Source organism: Streptomyces sp. NPDC099050, from assembly GCF_044759865.1.
Classification (GTDB): Bacteria; Actinomycetota; Actinomycetes; order Streptomycetales; family Streptomycetaceae; genus Streptomyces.
Window position 1 is genome coordinate 101,608 of record NZ_JBIWAE010000004.1, and the last position, 16,885, is coordinate 118,492.

17 protein-coding genes and 2 pseudogenes are annotated in these 16,885 nt (G+C 71.9%); 13 read left to right on the forward strand and 6 right to left on the reverse strand.

Annotated features, from left to right (window positions below; translation table 11 throughout):
• Positions 1-312: 312 nt before the first annotated feature.
• The 4 genes from manA to ACIQV3_RS08505 form a co-directional block, all read right to left on the reverse strand.
• The gene (manA, locus tag ACIQV3_RS08490) at positions 313-1,524 is read right to left on the reverse strand and encodes a mannose-6-phosphate isomerase, class I (protein WP_403711055.1); all 1,212 of its coding nucleotides are present in this window, start codon (positions 1,522-1,524) and stop codon (positions 313-315) included.
• Positions 1,525-1,691: 167 nt separating this feature from the next.
• Positions 1,692-2,666, reverse strand: coding sequence for an ROK family protein (locus ACIQV3_RS08495; protein WP_403711057.1), 975 nt, complete (start codon positions 2,664-2,666; stop codon positions 1,692-1,694).
• A gap of 472 nt (positions 2,667-3,138) precedes the next feature.
• Positions 3,139-4,722 (reverse strand): aldehyde dehydrogenase family protein, encoded by a 1,584-nt coding sequence (locus ACIQV3_RS08500; protein WP_403711059.1) that lies wholly within the window; start codon positions 4,720-4,722, stop codon positions 3,139-3,141.
• The gene (locus tag ACIQV3_RS08505) at positions 4,716-5,381 is read right to left on the reverse strand and encodes an acyl-CoA dehydrogenase (protein WP_403711061.1); all 666 of its coding nucleotides are present in this window, start codon (positions 5,379-5,381) and stop codon (positions 4,716-4,718) included. The genes ACIQV3_RS08500 and ACIQV3_RS08505 overlap by 7 nt, the downstream gene beginning before the upstream one ends.
• Between ACIQV3_RS08505 and ACIQV3_RS08510 the strand changes: the two genes are divergently transcribed.
• The 10 genes and pseudogenes from ACIQV3_RS08510 to ACIQV3_RS08555 all read left to right on the forward strand — a co-directional run bounded on the left by ACIQV3_RS08510 (position 5,380) and on the right by ACIQV3_RS08555 (position 12,295).
• On the forward strand, positions 5,380-5,736 hold the full coding sequence (locus tag ACIQV3_RS08510; RefSeq protein WP_403711063.1) for an STAS domain-containing protein: 357 nt from the start codon (positions 5,380-5,382) through the stop codon (positions 5,734-5,736). The two genes, ACIQV3_RS08505 and ACIQV3_RS08510, sit on opposite strands and share 2 nt — an antisense overlap.
• A gap of 65 nt (positions 5,737-5,801) precedes the next feature.
• Complete coding sequence (locus tag ACIQV3_RS08515) at positions 5,802-6,401, forward strand: hypothetical protein (protein WP_403711065.1); 600 nt, start codon at positions 5,802-5,804, stop codon at positions 6,399-6,401.
• Positions 6,402-6,433: 32 nt separating this feature from the next.
• Entirely contained in the window at positions 6,434-7,144 is a 711-nt protein-coding gene (locus ACIQV3_RS08520) for a GAF and ANTAR domain-containing protein (RefSeq protein WP_403711067.1), read from the forward strand.
• Between the two features lie 18 nt (positions 7,145-7,162).
• On the forward strand, positions 7,163-7,879 hold the full coding sequence (locus ACIQV3_RS08525) for a GAF and ANTAR domain-containing protein (protein ID WP_403711069.1): 717 nt from the start codon (positions 7,163-7,165) through the stop codon (positions 7,877-7,879).
• Between the two features lie 424 nt (positions 7,880-8,303).
• Positions 8,304-8,915 carry a hypothetical protein gene (locus ACIQV3_RS08530; RefSeq protein WP_403711071.1) on the forward strand — a complete coding sequence of 204 codons (612 nt, stop codon included), beginning with the start codon at positions 8,304-8,306 and terminating at the stop codon, positions 8,913-8,915.
• Positions 8,912-9,322: a hypothetical protein gene (locus tag ACIQV3_RS08535; protein WP_403711073.1), complete on the forward strand. Its 411-nt coding sequence runs from the start codon at positions 8,912-8,914 to the stop codon at positions 9,320-9,322. Before ACIQV3_RS08530 ends, ACIQV3_RS08535 begins: the two co-directional genes overlap by 4 nt.
• A gap of 448 nt (positions 9,323-9,770) precedes the next feature.
• Complete coding sequence (locus ACIQV3_RS08540; RefSeq protein ID WP_403711075.1) at positions 9,771-10,394, forward strand: CBS domain-containing protein; 624 nt, start codon at positions 9,771-9,773, stop codon at positions 10,392-10,394.
• A 208-nt stretch (positions 10,395-10,602) separates the two neighbouring features.
• Positions 10,603-10,957 (forward strand): annotated as a pseudogene (locus ACIQV3_RS08545) (phosphoketolase); the annotation flags it as partial.
• Between the two features lie 118 nt (positions 10,958-11,075).
• Positions 11,076-11,561: a Crp/Fnr family transcriptional regulator gene (locus tag ACIQV3_RS08550; RefSeq protein ID WP_403711077.1), complete on the forward strand. Its 486-nt coding sequence runs from the start codon at positions 11,076-11,078 to the stop codon at positions 11,559-11,561.
• A 44-nt stretch (positions 11,562-11,605) separates the two neighbouring features.
• Positions 11,606-12,295, forward strand: a complete 690-nt coding sequence (locus ACIQV3_RS08555; protein WP_403711079.1) for a response regulator — start codon at positions 11,606-11,608, stop codon at positions 12,293-12,295.
• A 16-nt stretch (positions 12,296-12,311) separates the two neighbouring features.
• Here the strand turns inward: ACIQV3_RS08555 and ACIQV3_RS08560 are convergent, their stop codons facing one another.
• On the reverse strand, positions 12,312-14,033 hold the full coding sequence (locus ACIQV3_RS08560; RefSeq protein WP_403711081.1) for a GAF domain-containing protein: 1,722 nt from the start codon (positions 14,031-14,033) through the stop codon (positions 12,312-12,314).
• A 330-nt stretch (positions 14,034-14,363) separates the two neighbouring features.
• On the opposite strand from ACIQV3_RS08560, the gene ACIQV3_RS08565 reads away from it, so the two are divergent.
• Entirely contained in the window at positions 14,364-14,987 is a 624-nt protein-coding gene (locus tag ACIQV3_RS08565; RefSeq protein ID WP_403711083.1) for a CBS domain-containing protein, read from the forward strand.
• Between the two features lie 168 nt (positions 14,988-15,155).
• On the opposite strand, the pseudogene ACIQV3_RS08570 reads toward ACIQV3_RS08565, so the two are convergent.
• Positions 15,156-15,934, reverse strand: a pseudogene (locus ACIQV3_RS08570) (zinc-binding dehydrogenase); the annotation flags it as partial.
• Positions 15,935-15,941: 7 nt separating this feature from the next.
• Here ACIQV3_RS08570 and ACIQV3_RS08575 point away from each other — a divergent pair.
• Positions 15,942-16,091, forward strand: a complete 150-nt coding sequence (locus ACIQV3_RS08575; protein WP_403711085.1) for a hypothetical protein — start codon at positions 15,942-15,944, stop codon at positions 16,089-16,091.
• Between the two features lie 170 nt (positions 16,092-16,261).
• A complete protein-coding gene (locus tag ACIQV3_RS08580; RefSeq protein ID WP_403711087.1) occupies positions 16,262-16,843 on the forward strand; it encodes a DUF5994 family protein in 582 nt (193 codons plus the stop codon).
• Positions 16,844-16,885 lie beyond the last annotated feature (42 nt).

Below are 16,885 nucleotides of genomic sequence, written 5' to 3' on the forward strand. Positions count from 1 at the left end.
GTAGGGGGCGGCGGCACGGCCGTGTGTGACATGGAGTGAGATCGCGGCTTTCGGGGATCGGTTCGCCCCTGGCGGGCCCGTGGATCATGGGTGGACCGCCGCCGGCCCCACTGCTCGGAGAATTACTGCGGCTCATTCCGAGCAGTGGGGAGTCACAGCCGGTACAGGTCAGGTCATCGCCTCTGGTCGATCAGCGCGTATTCCTGCCGGCTCTTGGCGGACGAGTCGAGGCTAGGAGCTGAAATGACCGAGAACAATAGCCAGAACATAACCGGTTAAGTTTAGTTCTGGTTTTGTTTACCGTCGCACCTTTCACCCCACGACGCCGGCTGTTCCCGTCGTGGCACGGAAGGCCGTGCCGGCCCCTCGCAGGGCGGCTTCCACGCCCGCGGCCAGGTACACGGACTGGCCCGCGCCGATGCTGAACACCTCGCCGGCCGAGGAGACGACGACGGTGCCCTCGGTGCAGAGAACGATCTGCGGGGCGTCGAGCGCCAAGGGCCTCGGCGGCTCTCCGGCCCGGACGGTGTACCGCGACAGACGGAAGTCATCGACCGGGGCTGGATACACCCCCTCGCCCGTACCCCCTCCGTCGCGGGGCGTGAGGACGCGCGTCGGCAGCGCGCTGAAGCGGACGACTGCGATGAGCTCGTCCACGTCGACGTGCTTGGAAGTGAGCCCGCACCGCAGGACGTTGTCGGAGCTCGCCATGATCTCCACACCGAGCCCGGAGAGATACGCGTGGGGAACGCCGGCCCAGAGGAACAGGGCTTGGCCAGGGGCCAGCTCGACGTACCGGAGCATGAGCGCGGACAGCAGGCCGGGGTCGCCCGGGTGGGCGCGCGCGATGGCGGCGTACGCATCAACGTCGGGGGTGGCGTCGACGCCGGCGCCCCCCGGGCCGGCAGTCGCCGTCAGGGCCTGCGTAGTGGCGTCGAGCAGGCCCGGGAGGGGACGAAGAAGCGCTCGGAAGACCTCGGCGAGCGCACCCTCCTCGGGGACGGTTCGCAGCGTCCGGGCGTATGGACGCAGTGCCGGAACCTTCAGGGAGTCGAGCAGGTCGGCACAGTCCGCAGGGCTCCGGAATCCGCACAGCCCGCGGAACGGCGTGAGAGCAACGATCATCTCGGGCTTGTGCTGGTCGTCACGGTAGTTGCGGTGCGGCGCGTCAAGTGGCACCCCGAGGGCGTTCTCCCGGGCGTACCCGGCCTGGGCCTGGGCAAGGTCGGGGTGCACTTGTACGGAGAGGGGTGCATCGGCGGCCAGCAACTTGAGCAGGAACGGGAGGCGGGGACCGAACCGGCGCACCGTGGCCGCCCCGAGTTCACGCTCCGGGCTCTCGGAGATGACCTGGTCCAGGGGGAGCACTGCCTCGCCCCTGCGGAGCCGTGACGGTGCTGCCGGATGGGCTCCCATCCAGAGTTCGGCCTGGGGCGTGCCGGTGGGCGGCACTCCCATGAGGTTCGCCAGCAGCGTGGTGGAGCCCCAGCCGTACGGCTGGACGGTGTTCTGGAGGAGAGCCACGTTCGTTTCCTGAGGTGTGTATGGATGAAACGGGAGAAACGCGATGCCGCTCAGACGCAACGGGACCTGCGAGCGCGCCCGCACGGTGGCGCGGGGCGTGACGACCCCCCGAGGCCGTGATGCGGCGGGGGGTGTCAGCGGCGGGGCGTGTCAGCGGCAGGCGAGCGTCAGGTGGCTGTCCGGCCCGTCGTGCCCACTCCGACACGGGACAGTCCGGTCGCGGCGGCACCGGCGGCGGCCGCACCGATCAGCCCGGCGTCGAGGGCCAGCTTGGCGGGCACGACCGGGACGTCGCGCGTGAAGTCGAGCACGGCATAGGACTTCAAGTGGTGGCGCAGTGGGGCGAACAACATCTCGCCCGACTGGGAGACGCCACCTCCGATGACGACGAGGTCCAGCTCCACGAGGGCTGAGGTAGCCGCGATGGCAGCCGCCAGCGCGCGGCCGGCCCGATCGAACGCGGCGAGGGCCCTCGGGTCACCCTCGCGAGCCGAGACCTCGACCTCTCTGGCGGTGGCCAGGTGGCCGGCCGGGGGCGTCCACCCGGATTCCAGCGCGTGGGCCGCGATGGCCGTTCCGCTGGCGTACCGCTCGACGCACCCCCGCGCGCCGCACGGGCACACGGGGCCGTTCTGGTCCACGGTGATATGCCCGATGTGACCGGCGTTCCCCGTCGCCCCCGCGTGAACCGAACCTCCGAGGATCAGCCCGCCGCCGACACCGGTCGAGACGACCATGCAGAGGGCGTTCGCCGCGTCCTTCGCCGCACCGATCCAATGTTCCGCCGCCGTCATCGCGACCGCGTCACCGATGAGCGCCATCTTGACTCCACGCGGGACCGCCGGATTCCGACGCACACGCTCCACCAGGGGAAAGGCGCGCCAGGCAGGGATGTTCACCGGGCTCACGGTTCCCGCGACCGTGTCCACGGGCCCGGCGCTCCCGATCCCGATGCACGACAGCGAGGCCCACTCCGGATAGGCCGCCAAGTCATCCACGACCGATGCCACCGCGGCCATCAGCGCATCCGCGGACTCACGGGCGGGCGTCGGGCGTTGCGACCGCACCAGAACCCGCCCCTCGGCATCGACCAGGGCCCCGGCGATCTTCGTACCTCCGATATCCAGCGCTCCGTACACCATCACGCCCAACCTCTCCGAACCAAACCGATAAGCGAGGCAACACTGTGCCTTGACGTTGACAACGTTGTCTAGAGATTAACTGACCCGGTTAAGTGACGGTGGCACAGGACGTCCGGCTCGTCCACCTCGGCATCGGCCCGCTCCCCCCGGGTCGCCGGTTGTGCCCGTGGCGGGCCCAGCCGCCGCTGTCGTCGCCGTTTCCGCCGCAGGCGGCGAGGACGCGGGAGGCGGCGGCGGTCACGACCTCGGTCAGGCGGATCACGGAACGCCGGGCGCCTGCCACTGCCTGCCGAGTCGCCCGCGTGGACGCCCCGCCCTGGCTGCTGGACGGCCAGGCCAGTACGGGCAGTCGTACGCCCGGCGGCCATGGCTACGAACCTGCTGGTCAGCTACTCCCCACGGTGGCCGGCACGGGTCCTCACCTCCGGGCCTCTCCTCCGGGCCGCGGCCGACCCGCAGCCCAGACGGACCGTCACTTGACGGTGATGAGGGCGGCGGCGACGTCGATCCCGGTGCCGATGGAGACGGCCTGGAGGTGGGTGGCTCGCAGCAGGGGGAAGTACGCCTCTCCGTGGGGGCCTCCGGACAGGCCGGTGCCGCCGTGGGTGGGGGCGTACGGGGTGGTGCCCGCGTGGGTGTCGTTGATCTTGATGATGCCGCCGTTGGTCACCGCGCCGAGGAACCGGTCGATGGTGGTGGGGGATGCGGTCCACAGGGAATTGCGCAGCCCGTAGCGGTTGCGGTTGAGCAGGCCGACGATCCGGTCGAGCAGGTCGGGGCCGGTCTCGGCAGCCGTGGGGACGACCACGGGCAGCAGCGGGAAGAAGGTCTCCTCCGTCACGGCGGGAAGCCGGTCGGCCCGGGCCAGGCCGTCGACCCGTACGACGGTGGGCTGGGCGAACGGGCCGTGGCTGCTGGGCCGCCCGGCAAGGTCCAGGAGCCCGCCACCGGTGATCACGGTGGCGTCAGCGGCCCGGCACGCCGCGATCATGGCCAGGAAGTCCTTGGCCTTGGCCACCGGTGCGAGTACGGCGCCGGGGTCGGAGGGCAGCCCGGGGCGCAGCCGGTCGGCCAGATCGGCCAGGCGCCGTAGGAACCCGTCCGCGACGGCAGGGTGGACGATGACGTACTTGGGGACCATGCAGATCTGCGTGGAGGCAAGGAAGCTCTCGGCGGCGGCGTGTGCGGCCTGGTCGAGGTCCGCGTCCTCCCAGACCACGAAGCCGTCGTTGCCGGCCAGCTCCAGCAGTGGCTTCTTGCCCCGCCGGAAGCACTCGTTGCCGATCTCGATGCCGAGGCCGGAGGAGCCGACGAAGGCGATGTCGTCGATCAGCGGGTCGTCCAGCCAGGCCTGGAGGGTCTGTTGGGCGCCGCCGCACACCAGGTTGCAGACACCGGGTGGGGCTCCGCCGTCCTCCAGGGCGGGCAGCACGATCTCCCGGAAGAGGTACATCACTCCACTCGGAACCGCGTGGGGAGCTCGCATCACGAGGGTGTTGCCGGCCAGCATCATGGGGATCGCGAGACAGGAGAGGGTGGCGGCCGCGTTCCGGGGCGGGTGGAAGGCGACCACACCGTCGGGGAGGCGGCGCAGGATCACCTGGCGGTCGCCGACGGTCTCCTGACGGTGCAGTTCGGCGGCGCCGCGCGCCAGGTACGCGGGGCTGAGGATGTGTTCGATGCCGGCGGCGGACCACTGGGCCACCCGGTCGGGATAGCCGTCGGCGATCATCATCGCGATGAGCTCGTCGCGTTGGCGCACGATCCGCCGGTGGATGTCGGCGCCGATGGCCAGCCGGTCGCGCAGCGGGACGGCCCGCCAGGCCGGGAAGGCCGCGGCCGCGGCCGCGGAGGCCTCAGCGAGATGGCGGGGTTCGGCCAACGCGATCTGCGCGATGACGCCTTCCCCGGTCCTCCCCTCGCGGGCTTCGCCGGCGGCCTGTCCGGCGGCACGGGGATCTCCGATGGCCAGGTCGGCGTGCACGGGGTACGTCCAGTGGTCACCGGCCGCGTCGGCGCCGCCGATGTGCATCGGCCACACGTAGGGCTTCAGCACGGCACACGCTCCTGCGCGGCGCCCGGCCGGGCGTCCCGCTCCGGGCTCGGATCCTCGCCGCCGTCATGGGCGATCGGCACCTGCAGGAAGTCGCCGTCGAGACCGAACGCGTCCACGAGAGCGGTTCCGTACCGGGCCAGTTCCTGGTCCGCCTCCTCGATCCCGGCGTGTACGAGGCGCCACTGGGCTGGGGTGATGAGCTGTTCGGCCAGGTACCAGTCGCCGTGCCGGGCCAGCAGGCCGAGGCCGTGGTGGAGGGTCAGCAACTCCAGTGCCCGGCACACTTCGGGAGTCTCGCCCCGGGCCGCGCCGTCCAGCATGCTCCGGTAGCCCTCGGCTTCGCAGTGCGCGAAGGCGGCGTCGCGGGCCACGCCGGAACAGGCGTTCCAGGCGGGCGCCGGGCTATGCTGCGGACAGAGCGTCCCCGTTCCAGACCCCGACGGCGCGTTGCCTGCCACAGATTTCCGCGTCGCGGCACGGACCGCGGTCCGTCCGCCCCGGCGCGTCCGAGGGCGTGGCCCGTCCCCCATCCTGGAACGCAGGCTGCCGGACCGGCCCCGCCCACCGCGCGTACGTCCGCACCGGGACGTGCCCGGAGGGGCCGGGAATTCGGCGCCGAAGGGTCTGCCCGGCTGGTCCGAACCGAGGCACCCCATCATGCGTGTCCCCAATCCGAAGGCCCACCCGCACCACGAGAGCGGCCGGGTGCTGATCTCTCCGACCGGAGAGATAGACGTGGCCACCGTCCACTCGCTGCGCACCGCCCTGGCGCAATGCCTGCACGACGGCGTCCGCACCATCGACGTCGACCTGTCCGCCGTCACCTTCTGCGACGGCCGGTGCCTGGGCGTCCTCCTGGCCTCGTGGTGGCGCATCACGGCGGCCGGAGGAACCCTGCGCCTGCACCACCCGCCGCCCGTACTGCTCCGGATGATCGACATCACCCGTTCCGGTTTCCTGCTCGGTGACCGTCCCGCTCCCACCCTCCCCGCCGCCCTGGGCGGTGTGCTGTGACGGACACCTCGCCGCCGGGGCGCGCGCAGAGCGGCCGCCGCGGGGGGTCGTTCGGCCCGGAGGACATGACCGCGATCCGGCTGCGCCGGCTGAACCGGTGGCAGGCCGAGGGGCTGAAGGAAGACGTGGCGGACCTGTACGTGGAGTCCTCCCACCCGGCGGCGGGTACGGCCCACAGCGGCCGGGAAGCCTTCCTGCACCGCCTCACGGGCGATGTCCGGCGGCCCGGATTCGCCATGCTGGTCGCGGAGCGGGCCACCCTGTTCGGCTGCGTCTTCGGCTTCCCACTGCGGCGCGACGGCTCCTGGTGGCGAGGGCTGCTCGGACCCCTTCCCCGTGACATCGAACAACTCACCGCCTCCGGGCACGTCTTCGCCATCACCGAAGTCGTGGTCGCCCCGCACGAACAGAGCCTCGTGCTCGGCCGGCGGCTGCAGGAGCGGCTGCTGGACGACCATCGCGCCTCGCTCGGCGCCACCCTGGTGCCCCGGTCGGACGTCAGGACCCTGGCGGCCTTCCGGTCCTGGGGCTGGCAGGAGGTCGGCGAAGTCCACCGGCCGCCCGGCACGGCGCTGCTCCGGGCGCTGGTGCTGCCCCTCGGGAGGGCGCCGGCCGCCGCGTCCGGCCCGGGTCTCCCCGCCGGCAACCGGCGGCCGGAGTTGTGACGGGTGGCCGGGCGGCCAGGATCCGGGTACTGGTGGCCGAGCAGGCGGCCCGGCGCGGCGCACGGAGCGCGGTGGCGGACGTGTGCACCGCCGCGGTGGCCGCGCTCCCGGTAGACGGGGCGGGAGTATCGGCCATGTCCAAGGCCGCGACCGGCCATCCGCTGTACTCCACCGGCCCGTTGAGCGAGCGGGTCGAGGAACTCCAGATCACGCTGGGCGAGGGCCCCTGTGTGGATGCCTTCGCCCTCGGGTCGGCCGTCCTGGCGCCCGACCTGCGGGCCGCCGGGGAACGGCTGCGATGGCCCGTGTTCGCCGTGGAAGCCGTCACCGCCGGTGCGGTGGCGGTGTTCGCGTTCCCCTTGCGGATCGGTGCGATCAGTCCCGGAGTCCTGGACCTGTACTCCGACGTGCCGGTGGAGCTGGACCCCGCGGAACTGGCCGATGCCATGGTGTTCGCCGACACCGCCACGCTCGTGCTCCTCGGAGCCCGGATCGACCGGGCCGACGGATCGCTCGAGGACCTCGGCGGCTACCGGGCCGAGATCGACCAGGCCACCGGCATGCTCGGCGTGCGCATCGAGGAAGCGTTCGTCCGCCTGCGCGCCTACGCCTACTCCCACGAGCGGCGGCTCGCCGAGGTGGCGGCCGACCTGGTGGCCCGCCGACTCCGGTTCGGTCCGGACGAGGACGCGGACGCGGCCAAGGACGAGGACCAGGACCGGAGCGCCCCCGACGATGCCTGACAACAGAAGGTGTACACGATGAATGAGCAGCTCCTTGCCAAGGCATTCGTGGAACTGGCGGACAACCTGGTCGCGGACTTCGACCTGATCGACTTCCTGCGCATGCTGACCGACAGATGCGTCGGCATGCTCGATGTGAACGCGGCCGGCGTACTCCTCGCGGACCGCAACGGTGAACTCCGCGTGATGGCCGCCTCCGACGAGCGCGTGCGCACGCTCGAACTGTTCCAGCTCCAGAACGACGAAGGCCCGTGCCTGGAGTGCTTCCACACCGGCGTACCCGTCACCATCACGGACCTGAGCACCGAATCCGCCCGCTGGCCGCGCTTCACCGCGCAGGCCCGCCACAGCGGGTACTCGGCGGTCCAGGCCCTGCCGATGCGCCTGCGGGACGATGTGGTCGGAGCGCTGAACCTGTTCCGTGCCCTCCCCGGGCCCTTCGATCCGGCCGCCACGCCCATCGCCCAGGCCCTGGCCGACGTCGCCACCATCAGCCTCCTGCAGCAGCGCTCCTCCCAGGAGAGCACGGTGCTCAACGAGCAGTTGCAGACGGCGTTGAACAGTCGCGTGCTGATCGAGCAGGCCAAGGGCAAGCTCGCCGAACGCCAGGGCATCGGCATGGAGGAGGCCTTCAGCGCGCTGCGCGGCTACGCCCGCGCGCACAACCGGCGGCTGTCCGACCTGGCCGGCGCCTTCGTCGACGGAACCGAACCCCTCGCCGGGCTGGTCACCTGACCGTCAGCACGGTTCCTCACGACCCCCGGTACGGCTCCGGCGGCCGCGGTGCTGACGGGCGTAGCGGCGGTCCCAGCGGTCCCAGCGGCGCTGCTGGTCCCGGTAGTCGTCGTAGCCTCGGTGGTCGCCGTGGCCTCGGCGACAGTCGTAGGGCCCCATTGACAGCCGCCACCGTCCGGCGTTGACTGACGTGGAAGGCGTTGGGCCGTGGCGCCCCGGACAGCTCCGGAGCCAGGCCTTCCACCCTCCGCTTCGCCCGGACCCCGCGGAACGCAGGCACCACCCCTGTGTCCGCTGTGCAGGTCCCGGCCGAGCTCTTCCGGATCGTTCTCCTCCTGCGCCGGCACCAACGCGCCATCGAGTGAGGAGAGTCGACGAGTATGCAGCACAACGACTTACGAACCGGGAACGGCTGGGTGCCGCCATGTCCAGGTCCGTGATCATCATCGCGGCCCTCGTCGCCGCGGCCCTCGTCGCCGCGGCCCTCGTCGCCGTGACGGCCGTCCTCCTGGCCGCGCTCGGCCACCACCGCTTCGGGCGCGGTCTGAAACGGCGCTTCGGCCCCGAGTACGAACGCCTCGTGACCCGCCACGAAGGTGACACCAAGGCCGCGGACCGAGAGCTCGGCAAACGCCTGAAGCAGCACGGCTCCGTCAGGGAACGGCCGCTCTCGCCGGCCTCCCGGGAGCAGTACGCGGCCCAATGGGCCGGGATCCAGAGGCGGTTCGTCGACTCCCCACAGGAGTCGGTCGCCGAGGCCGACGCACTGCTGGCCCGACTGACCTCGGACCGGGGCTTCCCGGCCGACGGCCCGTTCGAAGAGCGGCTCGCCGCGCTCTCCGTCCACCACGCGCAGCACGTCGACGGCTACCGCGGCCTGCACGGAGCCGCCCACGGCCGTGTCAGCACGGAGGAGAACCGCAGGGCCATGACCGGGGCGGGAGAGCTCTTCGACGCGCTGGTCGCACCGCATCCGGCCGACTCGGGCCGACACCGTCCGCAGCGTCACCACGCCGGGGAAGGCGGCACGCGATGATGTACGACCAGGAACGCGCACGGCAACTCCCGCCGCCCGTCCCGCTCCCCGGGCGGTACGATCGCCGCGGGGGCCCGGCTTCCCGCCCCCTGCCTCCCGAGGGACCGTCCGAGACCCGCGCGGACATCCCGGTCTACGTGTCACTGCTCGCGCAGAGCGACCGGGACCGGCTGACCCTGCGCCTCCAGCACGCCCTCGGCACGTTCGTCCGGAGCCCGCGCGAAGCGGTCGACGAAGCCGACACCGCCTTCGCCGACGCCACCAGCCGCGTGACGGCCGCACTCGTGGAGCGCCGGCGCGTCATCGACTCCGCCCACCGGGACCTCGGCCCCGAAGCCGGCACGGAAGAGCTGCGCCTCGCCCTGCGCCAGTACCGGGAGATCACCTTGAGGCTGCTGCGCATGTGAGCGCCCCTGCTCCGAACGGCCCCTGACAGCCGGTGGGGACGGCCCATCCTCCCCGATGAGCCGCCCCGCCGGCCTCTCGCCGCGGCCCGGACGCCACCGCCCAGCGTGAGGCCGCGGTTGCCGACGACGATCGTGTCGTGGACGCCGGCGGCCCGGTGGAGGCTGGGTACGGGTGCGCTGCGGTGCCTGCCCTCTCACGCCGGCATCGCGCGCCGGTGGTCGGCGAGGGCCATGGGGGCCAGGGCCATAGGGGCCAGGGCAAGGGCCGACTGGTCCCTCCCCGGCTCCGGGAACCTGCACGAGCCTCCGCGGACGGACCCGGTCGGCCCTCGTACGGGACCGTTCGGCCCTCGATACGGGCGTCGGCGGGGCGGATGGTGGCCCTGTACGGGGGTGGTGCACACCAGCCCTCTGCGCCCCTGCATGACGACGTACAGGAGGTCCGCTCGTGAAGCACACCCAGGTCGGTGAGGTGATGACGGCAGATGTCGTCTCGGTGGACCGTTCGGCGACGTTCAGGGAGATCGCCAAGCTCCTCGCCGACTACGACATCACCGGACTGCCCGTCGTGGACGAGGACGACCGGGTGGTCGGCGTCGTCTCCGAGAGCGATCTGCTCGCCCGCAAGGCCCTGACGGCCGCGGACATCATGTCGGCTCCCGCTGTCACGGTCCATGCTCAGGAGACCGTCTCGGAGGCCGGGCAGCTCATGACGCGCCTGGGCCTGCAGCGTCTTCCGGTCACCGACGCGCAAGAGCGTCTCGTCGGCATCGTCACCCGGCGTGACCTCCTGCGCGTCTTCCTTCGCCCCGATGCCGAGATACGGCGGCAGGTGAGCGACGACGTGCTGTCCGACAGCGTCGGGGCGCCCACCGGGGCGGTGGACATCCACGTCCTGGACGGTGTCGTGACCCTCGCGGGCCGGCTGGAACGGCAGAGCCAGATCCCCCTCGCTCTGCGGCTCACCGCACGACTGGACGGCGTCGTCGCCGTGGTGGACGAGCTCACCGCCCGCACGGACGACTCCCGTCTGATCCCGCCGGAGCGCGGAGCGCAACCCATCACCTGGTGACCGTGACCGCGAAACACTCCGCGCAGCCTGAGGGGGCCACCGTTCGCCGGGCGGCATCAGGGCCAGAGGACCGTGGCGGGATTCCGGCACGGTGATGCCGAACCTGCCGTGGAGCAGTCGGACTCGGACACCTCGGTGCCCCCGGCGGCAGAGCGTGAAGGAGACTGGCTCGATCTCCCGTATCGGGACGGGCACCCGTGACACGGTGGCGCGCGGCGCCGGAGTCTGGGAGTGGGCGGGGACCGGTCACGGCTCCCGCGAGCCGGACGCCGTGCTCGCCTGCGCCGGCGACGTGCCCGCCATGGAGGCCCTGGCCGTCTCGGCCCTGCTCCGCGAGCACCTCCCCTCGCCGGCCGGCCGGGTCGTCAGCGTCGTCGACATCGCCCGGCTGATGCCCCACGAGGAACACCCGCACGGCATGACCGACACCGAGCCCCGGACTCGCCGGTCGCGCGGCCGCCCTGCGCCAGAACATGTGCGACGAGCGGATCCGCCACCACGACTGGATCCGCGCCCACGGAACCGACCTGCCGGAGGTAGCCGGCTGGTCCTGGCCCTACTGATCGTCCCGCCCGGAACGGTACGGGTGGGCCGTCCGGGCCGGGGAGGGTACCGAACGGCCCTTTCCGGGCACGCCGCCACCGGCGGAGGGTGGGAGGCGCACCCGAACGGAGAACCGCCATGAGCACCTCTTCGTCCCACCGGCTCACCTCCTCCCCCAACCGCTTCGACCACGCCCTCTCCCCGGAGCACCGCGCCAGCCTGCTGGCCCTGGCCCACGAGGCGAACTTCGACGCCGGCGCCCGCCTGTTCAACCAGGGCGGGCACGCCGGCCGGTTCTGGGTCGTGCGGTCGGGCAGCGTCGGCATGGACGTGCACGTACCCGGCAGGCAGGCGGCGGTGGTCGAGACGGTCGGTCCCGGCGAGCTCGTCGGCTGGTCGTGGCTGTTCCCTCCCCACACCTGGCACTTCGGCGCCGAGGCCATGACGCCGGTGCGCACGGACGAGTTCGACGCCGCCGCCGTGCGCGAGCTGATGGACTCCGATCCCGCGCTCACCTCCTCGATGTGGCAATGGGTGGGCCAGGTGCTCGCCCACCGGCTCGTCTCCGCCCGGATCCGGCTCCTCGACCTGTACGCACCCCACGGCAGCGGAAGCCGCATCTGAGACAATCGTCCCGAGACGTATCCCGACCCGAGGGTGTGGCGTGGATGTCCGATGCACCAGCTGCCGCCCCGGCGCCCATCCGGGTGTTCCTCCTCGACGATCACGAGGTCGTCCGGCGCGGACTGCACGACCTGCTGGGCTCCGAGCCGGACATCGAGGTGGTGGGCGAGGCGGGCACGGCCGCACAGGCCCTGGCCCGCGGGCCGGCGCTGCGGCCCGACGTAGCCGTACTCGACGTCCGGCTGCCCGACAGCGACGGCATCAGCGTCTGCCGCGAGCTGCGCTCGCGCATGCCGGACCTCGCCTGCCTCATGCTGACGTCCTTCGACGACGAGGACGCCCTGCTCGACGCCATCATGGCGGGCGCGGCCGGGTACGTACTGAAGCAGATCAAGGGTTCGGACCTGGTCGCCGCCATTCGGACGGTGGCGACGGGCCAGTCGATGCTCGACCCCGCGACGACGGCCCGTCTGATGAGTTCGCTCCGGGATCCGACCGCCGGGAAGCCGCCCGGGGACGAGCGGCTGACGGTGCTCTCCGAGCGCGAGCGAGCCGTACTCGAACTGATCGGCGAGGGCCTCACCAACCGTCAGATCGGAAAACGGCTCTTCCTGTCCGAGAAGACGGTCAAGAACCACATCTCGCGGCTGCTAGCCAAGCTGGGCGTCGAACGCCGCGTGCAGGCAGCCGTCATCGCCGCCGAGGTGCGCGAGCACGACGAGACCGGCCGCTAGGGCCCAAGGCCCGAATTCACCGGGCAGGTCTAGGTCTGATCGGGATCCGCCATTCCAGACGGGTTCCACCACCATCCGGGCCCGGCGAGACGGACAGCCCTCCGCCGCGGGCCTCGGCGCGCTCCGCGAGGTTGCGCAGACCGCTCCGACGGCCACCTTCCGTGATGCCCACACCGTCGTCGCTCACCGTCACGGCCAGCACGCCTTCCGCCAGGACGATCGCGACCTCCGCCCGCGCCGCTCCCGCATGGCGGGCCACGTTGGTCAGGGCCTCTCCGAGCACGGCTACCACGTCGTCGGCGACCGGCACCGGAACATCGGTGTCGATCAGCCCCTCCATCCGCAGAGCGGGCGCGAAACCGAGCAGCGCCGCCGCCTCACCCACGGCCCGCACCGCGCGGACCCGGAGTCTCGGGGCACTGCCCGCCCCTTCGTGGTCGCGGAGTCCGAAGATCGTCGAACGGATGATCTTGATCGTCTCGTCCAGGTCGTCGATCGACCGGCTCAGCCGCTCGGACGCCTCGGGGTGCTCCACGAAGCGCTGCGCGCTCTGCAAGGTCATGCCCGTGGCGAAGAGCCGCTGGATCGCGAGATCGTGCAGATCCCGGGCGATCCGGTCGCGGTCCGCCAGCAGGCTCACCTGCTCGCTGTCCCGGCGCCGGTCGGCCAGCTCCAGCGCCAGGGCGGCCTGACCCGCGAAGCCGGGCAGGGGCGCGACCTCGGCCGCGGCGAACGCCGGCCGCCCCGTACGCCGTGCCAGCATCAGCACTCCCCGCAGCTTCGCCCTCGTGCCCACCGTGACGGCCACGGCCGGCCCGAAGCCCGTCCACGTGTCCGGCTGCGCCGCGGCCCGGGCATCGGTGGCCATATCGGCCAAGGTGATCAGTCCGTCCCGTGCCAGGATGACGGCGGCCAGGATCCCCTCGCTGCCGGGTAGCACGATCCCGCGGTGCGCTTCGGCGCCCTCCCCCAGGGCCAGGGAGCCGCGCAGCTCGCCGCCGGGCCCCACCTGGTAGAAGACGCACATCTCGGCCGAGATGATGTCCCGGGCCCGCTCCAGCATGCCTTCCAGCACCTCGATCTCGGAGGAGCCGGACAGCAGCGCGCTCGTGAAATCGGAGCTGGCCGCCAGCCAGCGCTCCCGGAGCCGGACCTCCTCGTACAGACGGGCGTTGTCCACGGCGACGCCGGCGGCGACCGCGAGGGTGGACAAGACCCCCTCGTCCTCCGCGTCGAAGCCCTTTCCGCCCCGCTTCTCCGTCAGGTAGAGGTTGCCGAACACCTCGTCCCGGACCCGGATCGGCACGCCGAGGAAGGAACGCATCGGCGGGTGGTGCTCCGGAAACCCGGCGGAGGCCGCGTGCTCCGAGAGGTCTCCCAGGCGCAGTGGCCGCGGGTGCCTGATCAGCTCGCCCAGCAGTCCGTGTCCGGTGGGCAGGGCCCCGATCCGCGCCCGGAGCCGGTCGCTGATGCCCACCGGGAGGAACTCGGCGAGTTTCTCGTCGTCCCCCACCACGCCCAGCGCACCGTACTCCGCGTCCACGAGGACCACCGCGGCCTCCACGATGCCGCGCAGCACCTGGGCCAGGTCCGGCCCCTGCCCCAGCGACATGACCGCCTCCAGCAGGCCCGTCAGCCGGTCACGGGTGTCCCGCGCGTCAGTGATCTGCGCCTGGAGGGCGTCCAGCCCCGGCTGCGGAACCCGGCTCGCCGACGCGTCTCGATCGTCCCCGGCCATGGACACCTCCGGCGGCGTCGAAGGGCTCCGCGTACCCGCCCGGACTTCAGCCTAGTCCTCCTGCGCCCGGCCCGCGGCCGTCCCGATCGGCATGCGGCGCTGGGCCTCCACAGCAGCCTTCTCGTGCTGGAAGGACAACTCTGGAAGGCAATTCTGGACGGACAAGACGGGTGGCTGCCACACCGAGATGGCATGCAACCGCTGGGGACCGGTCAGTCCTGGCACAGGACCCGTTCGGCCCTCGCACCGCGGGCGGACGCGGCGGATGGTGGCTGGTGAGGGCGCTCCGCACGACGCGCTCGCTGACTGAAGCCGACAGGAGGGCCACAGATGAAGCACGCCAAGGTCGGCTTCCTGATGACCGACGAGGTCGTCTCGGTCCTCGGGAGGACTCCGTCCGCGGACGTGGCCGCGCTGCTCGTCGAACACGACATCAGCGGCATGCCCGTTCTGGACGCGGACGAGCGTGTCCTCGGGGTCATTTCGCGGACCGATCTGCTCGTCCAGGACCACCTCACCGCTCAAGACTTGATGACCGCGCCGGCCGTCACCATCCATGCCGAACAGACCGTCACTGAGGCCGCCCGCCTCATCACCCGACGCGGGGTGACGCGGCTGCCGGTCGTCGACGAGGAGGACCGGCTGGTCGGCATCGTGACCCGCCGGGACCTGCTCCGGGTGTTCCTGCGCCCCGACCACGAGATACACCGGGTGCTGGTCGAGGACGTGCTGGCGGACACGATGGGCATCGATGCCGATGCCGTGAGCGTGCGCGTCGTGGACGGGGTCGTCACCTTGGACGGCCGACTGCCCAGGAGCAGCCAGATTCCCGTCGCGCTCCGGCTCGCCGGGCAGTTGGACGGCGTGGTCGCGGTCATCGACCGGCTCACGGCCCCCTCCCACGACACCCGCACCGCTCCGCCGGACCGCGGCACCGAAGACGCTCCCCGCTGACGCGAGATGTGGACCCTTCGGCCCCTGCCCGCCCCACCCGCACCGCGCGACCATGGAAGACAGGCAGGCCCGCCGCACCCGGTCACACCCGTGCGGCGCCCTGCAGACGGAAGGGCCGACAGGGACAGAAGAGGGGGCCGACCGGCCCCAGCGTCAGCACCGGGGCCGTCACGTCTTCTGGACGCGCGACGGGTTCGATACGGCCAGGTCGTCGTGGCGCGGCCCGCCCAGTACGACCTTCAGCGCGCCCGTCTCACCGGCACGGGAGAACACTTCGTACGCCTCTTCCATCTGTCCCAGTTCGAAACGATGGGTGATCAGCGACGAGGCCGGCAACCGGCCGGCCGCCAGCATGCGCAGCAGCATCGGCGTGGAGGAGGTGTCCACGAGCCCGGTGGTGATGGTGACGTCCTTGATCCACAGGTCTTCGAGGTGCAGGGTCGCGGGCTTGCCGTGGACGCCGATGTTCGCGACCCGGCCGCCCGGGCGAACCATGCGGGTGCACATCTCGAAGGTCTCCGGCACGCCGACGGCCTCCATGACCACATCCGCGCCGAGACCGTCGGTCAGGTCACCCACGAGCATTTCCGGTTCCTCGGCGGCGTTCACGACCGCGTCCGCCCCCAACTCGCGCGCCGCCGCCAGCCGTGACGGCGCCAGATCGACGGCGATGACGCGGGCCGGCGAGTACAACCGTGCCGTGGCGATGGCCGCGAGTCCTACGGGGCCGGCGCCGACCACGACGACGGTGTCCCCGGGCCGCACGCTGCCGTTCAGCACTCCCACCTCGTAGGCGGTGGGGAAGATGTCCGCGAGCAGGACGGCGTCGGCGCTGTCGACCGTGCTCGGCAGCGGGTGCACGGAAAGGTCGGCAAACGGCACCCGGACGTATTCGGCCTGGGTGCCGTCGATGGTGTGGCCGAGCACCCAGCACCACCCCCACGGCACCAGTCGATGTCCACCACCGGCGTGGTCACCCCCTCCGGCGGCATCCTCGACGCCTCGCTCATCCCGGTGGCAGCACGTCTCGCACGCGCCGTGGAAGGCGTGGCCGACGTCAACTGCGCGCTGACCACGTCGGTCGCGCGGACGGCCGGAGCGTAGAGCCTCCGCCTCAACGGAAACACCTGGTCAGAACCCCTTCTGATCTCCGCACCGGAGTAGAATGGAGGTACCGGGAGTATTTCGCGCATCGGATGCAACTCAGGTGTCATTTCCGGCGATCAATACACCGGACCGTCGAACTGCGGGCGGCCCGGGGACAGGTCTCCACCATGACCGTCATCCTGGAACGCAGCACACCTGCCGCGTCACCCACTGCCGCGCCTCCTCGGGCCGCTCGCCTCGTATTCGCGCCCAAGACCGCCCTGGCCGGGCAGCTGGACGGCGCCTGGTGGCCCCGCTCCCGTGACCTCGAAGCCGAACTCCCCGTTCTCGTAGCCGCCTTGGCCGAGCCCTGGGGGCGCATCACCCGCGTCACCGTGAACCCCACCCGATGGCCCGTCATCCCGCACAAGGTCCCCGTCGCCGGGCACGCCGTGCACGTAGGCTGGTTCACCGAACAGGATCCCGACAAGCTGATCCTGCTCTCCTACACCGTCGGCCGCTGGGACCTCCTCGTCGTCCCGCCCCAGACCGCACCCGCCGCCGCGGCCCGCCTGATGGCCGCCGCCGCCGTCCCCGGCAGCGTCCTGACCGCCCGCGCATTGATCGCCGCCGAAGCCGTCATCGGCCGAAGGCCCGACCTCCGGAACCGCGAAGACGCCTGGGAGAGCGAAGGCGGGGCGCGCGCATCCGACATCGGCTCCCTCGCCAGGCTGCCGGTCGGACCGCTGTCCGCCGGCGCCTGGTGGTGAGCCTCGTCCGCAGGATGCCGCCGTAGCGGCAGCAGGATGCGA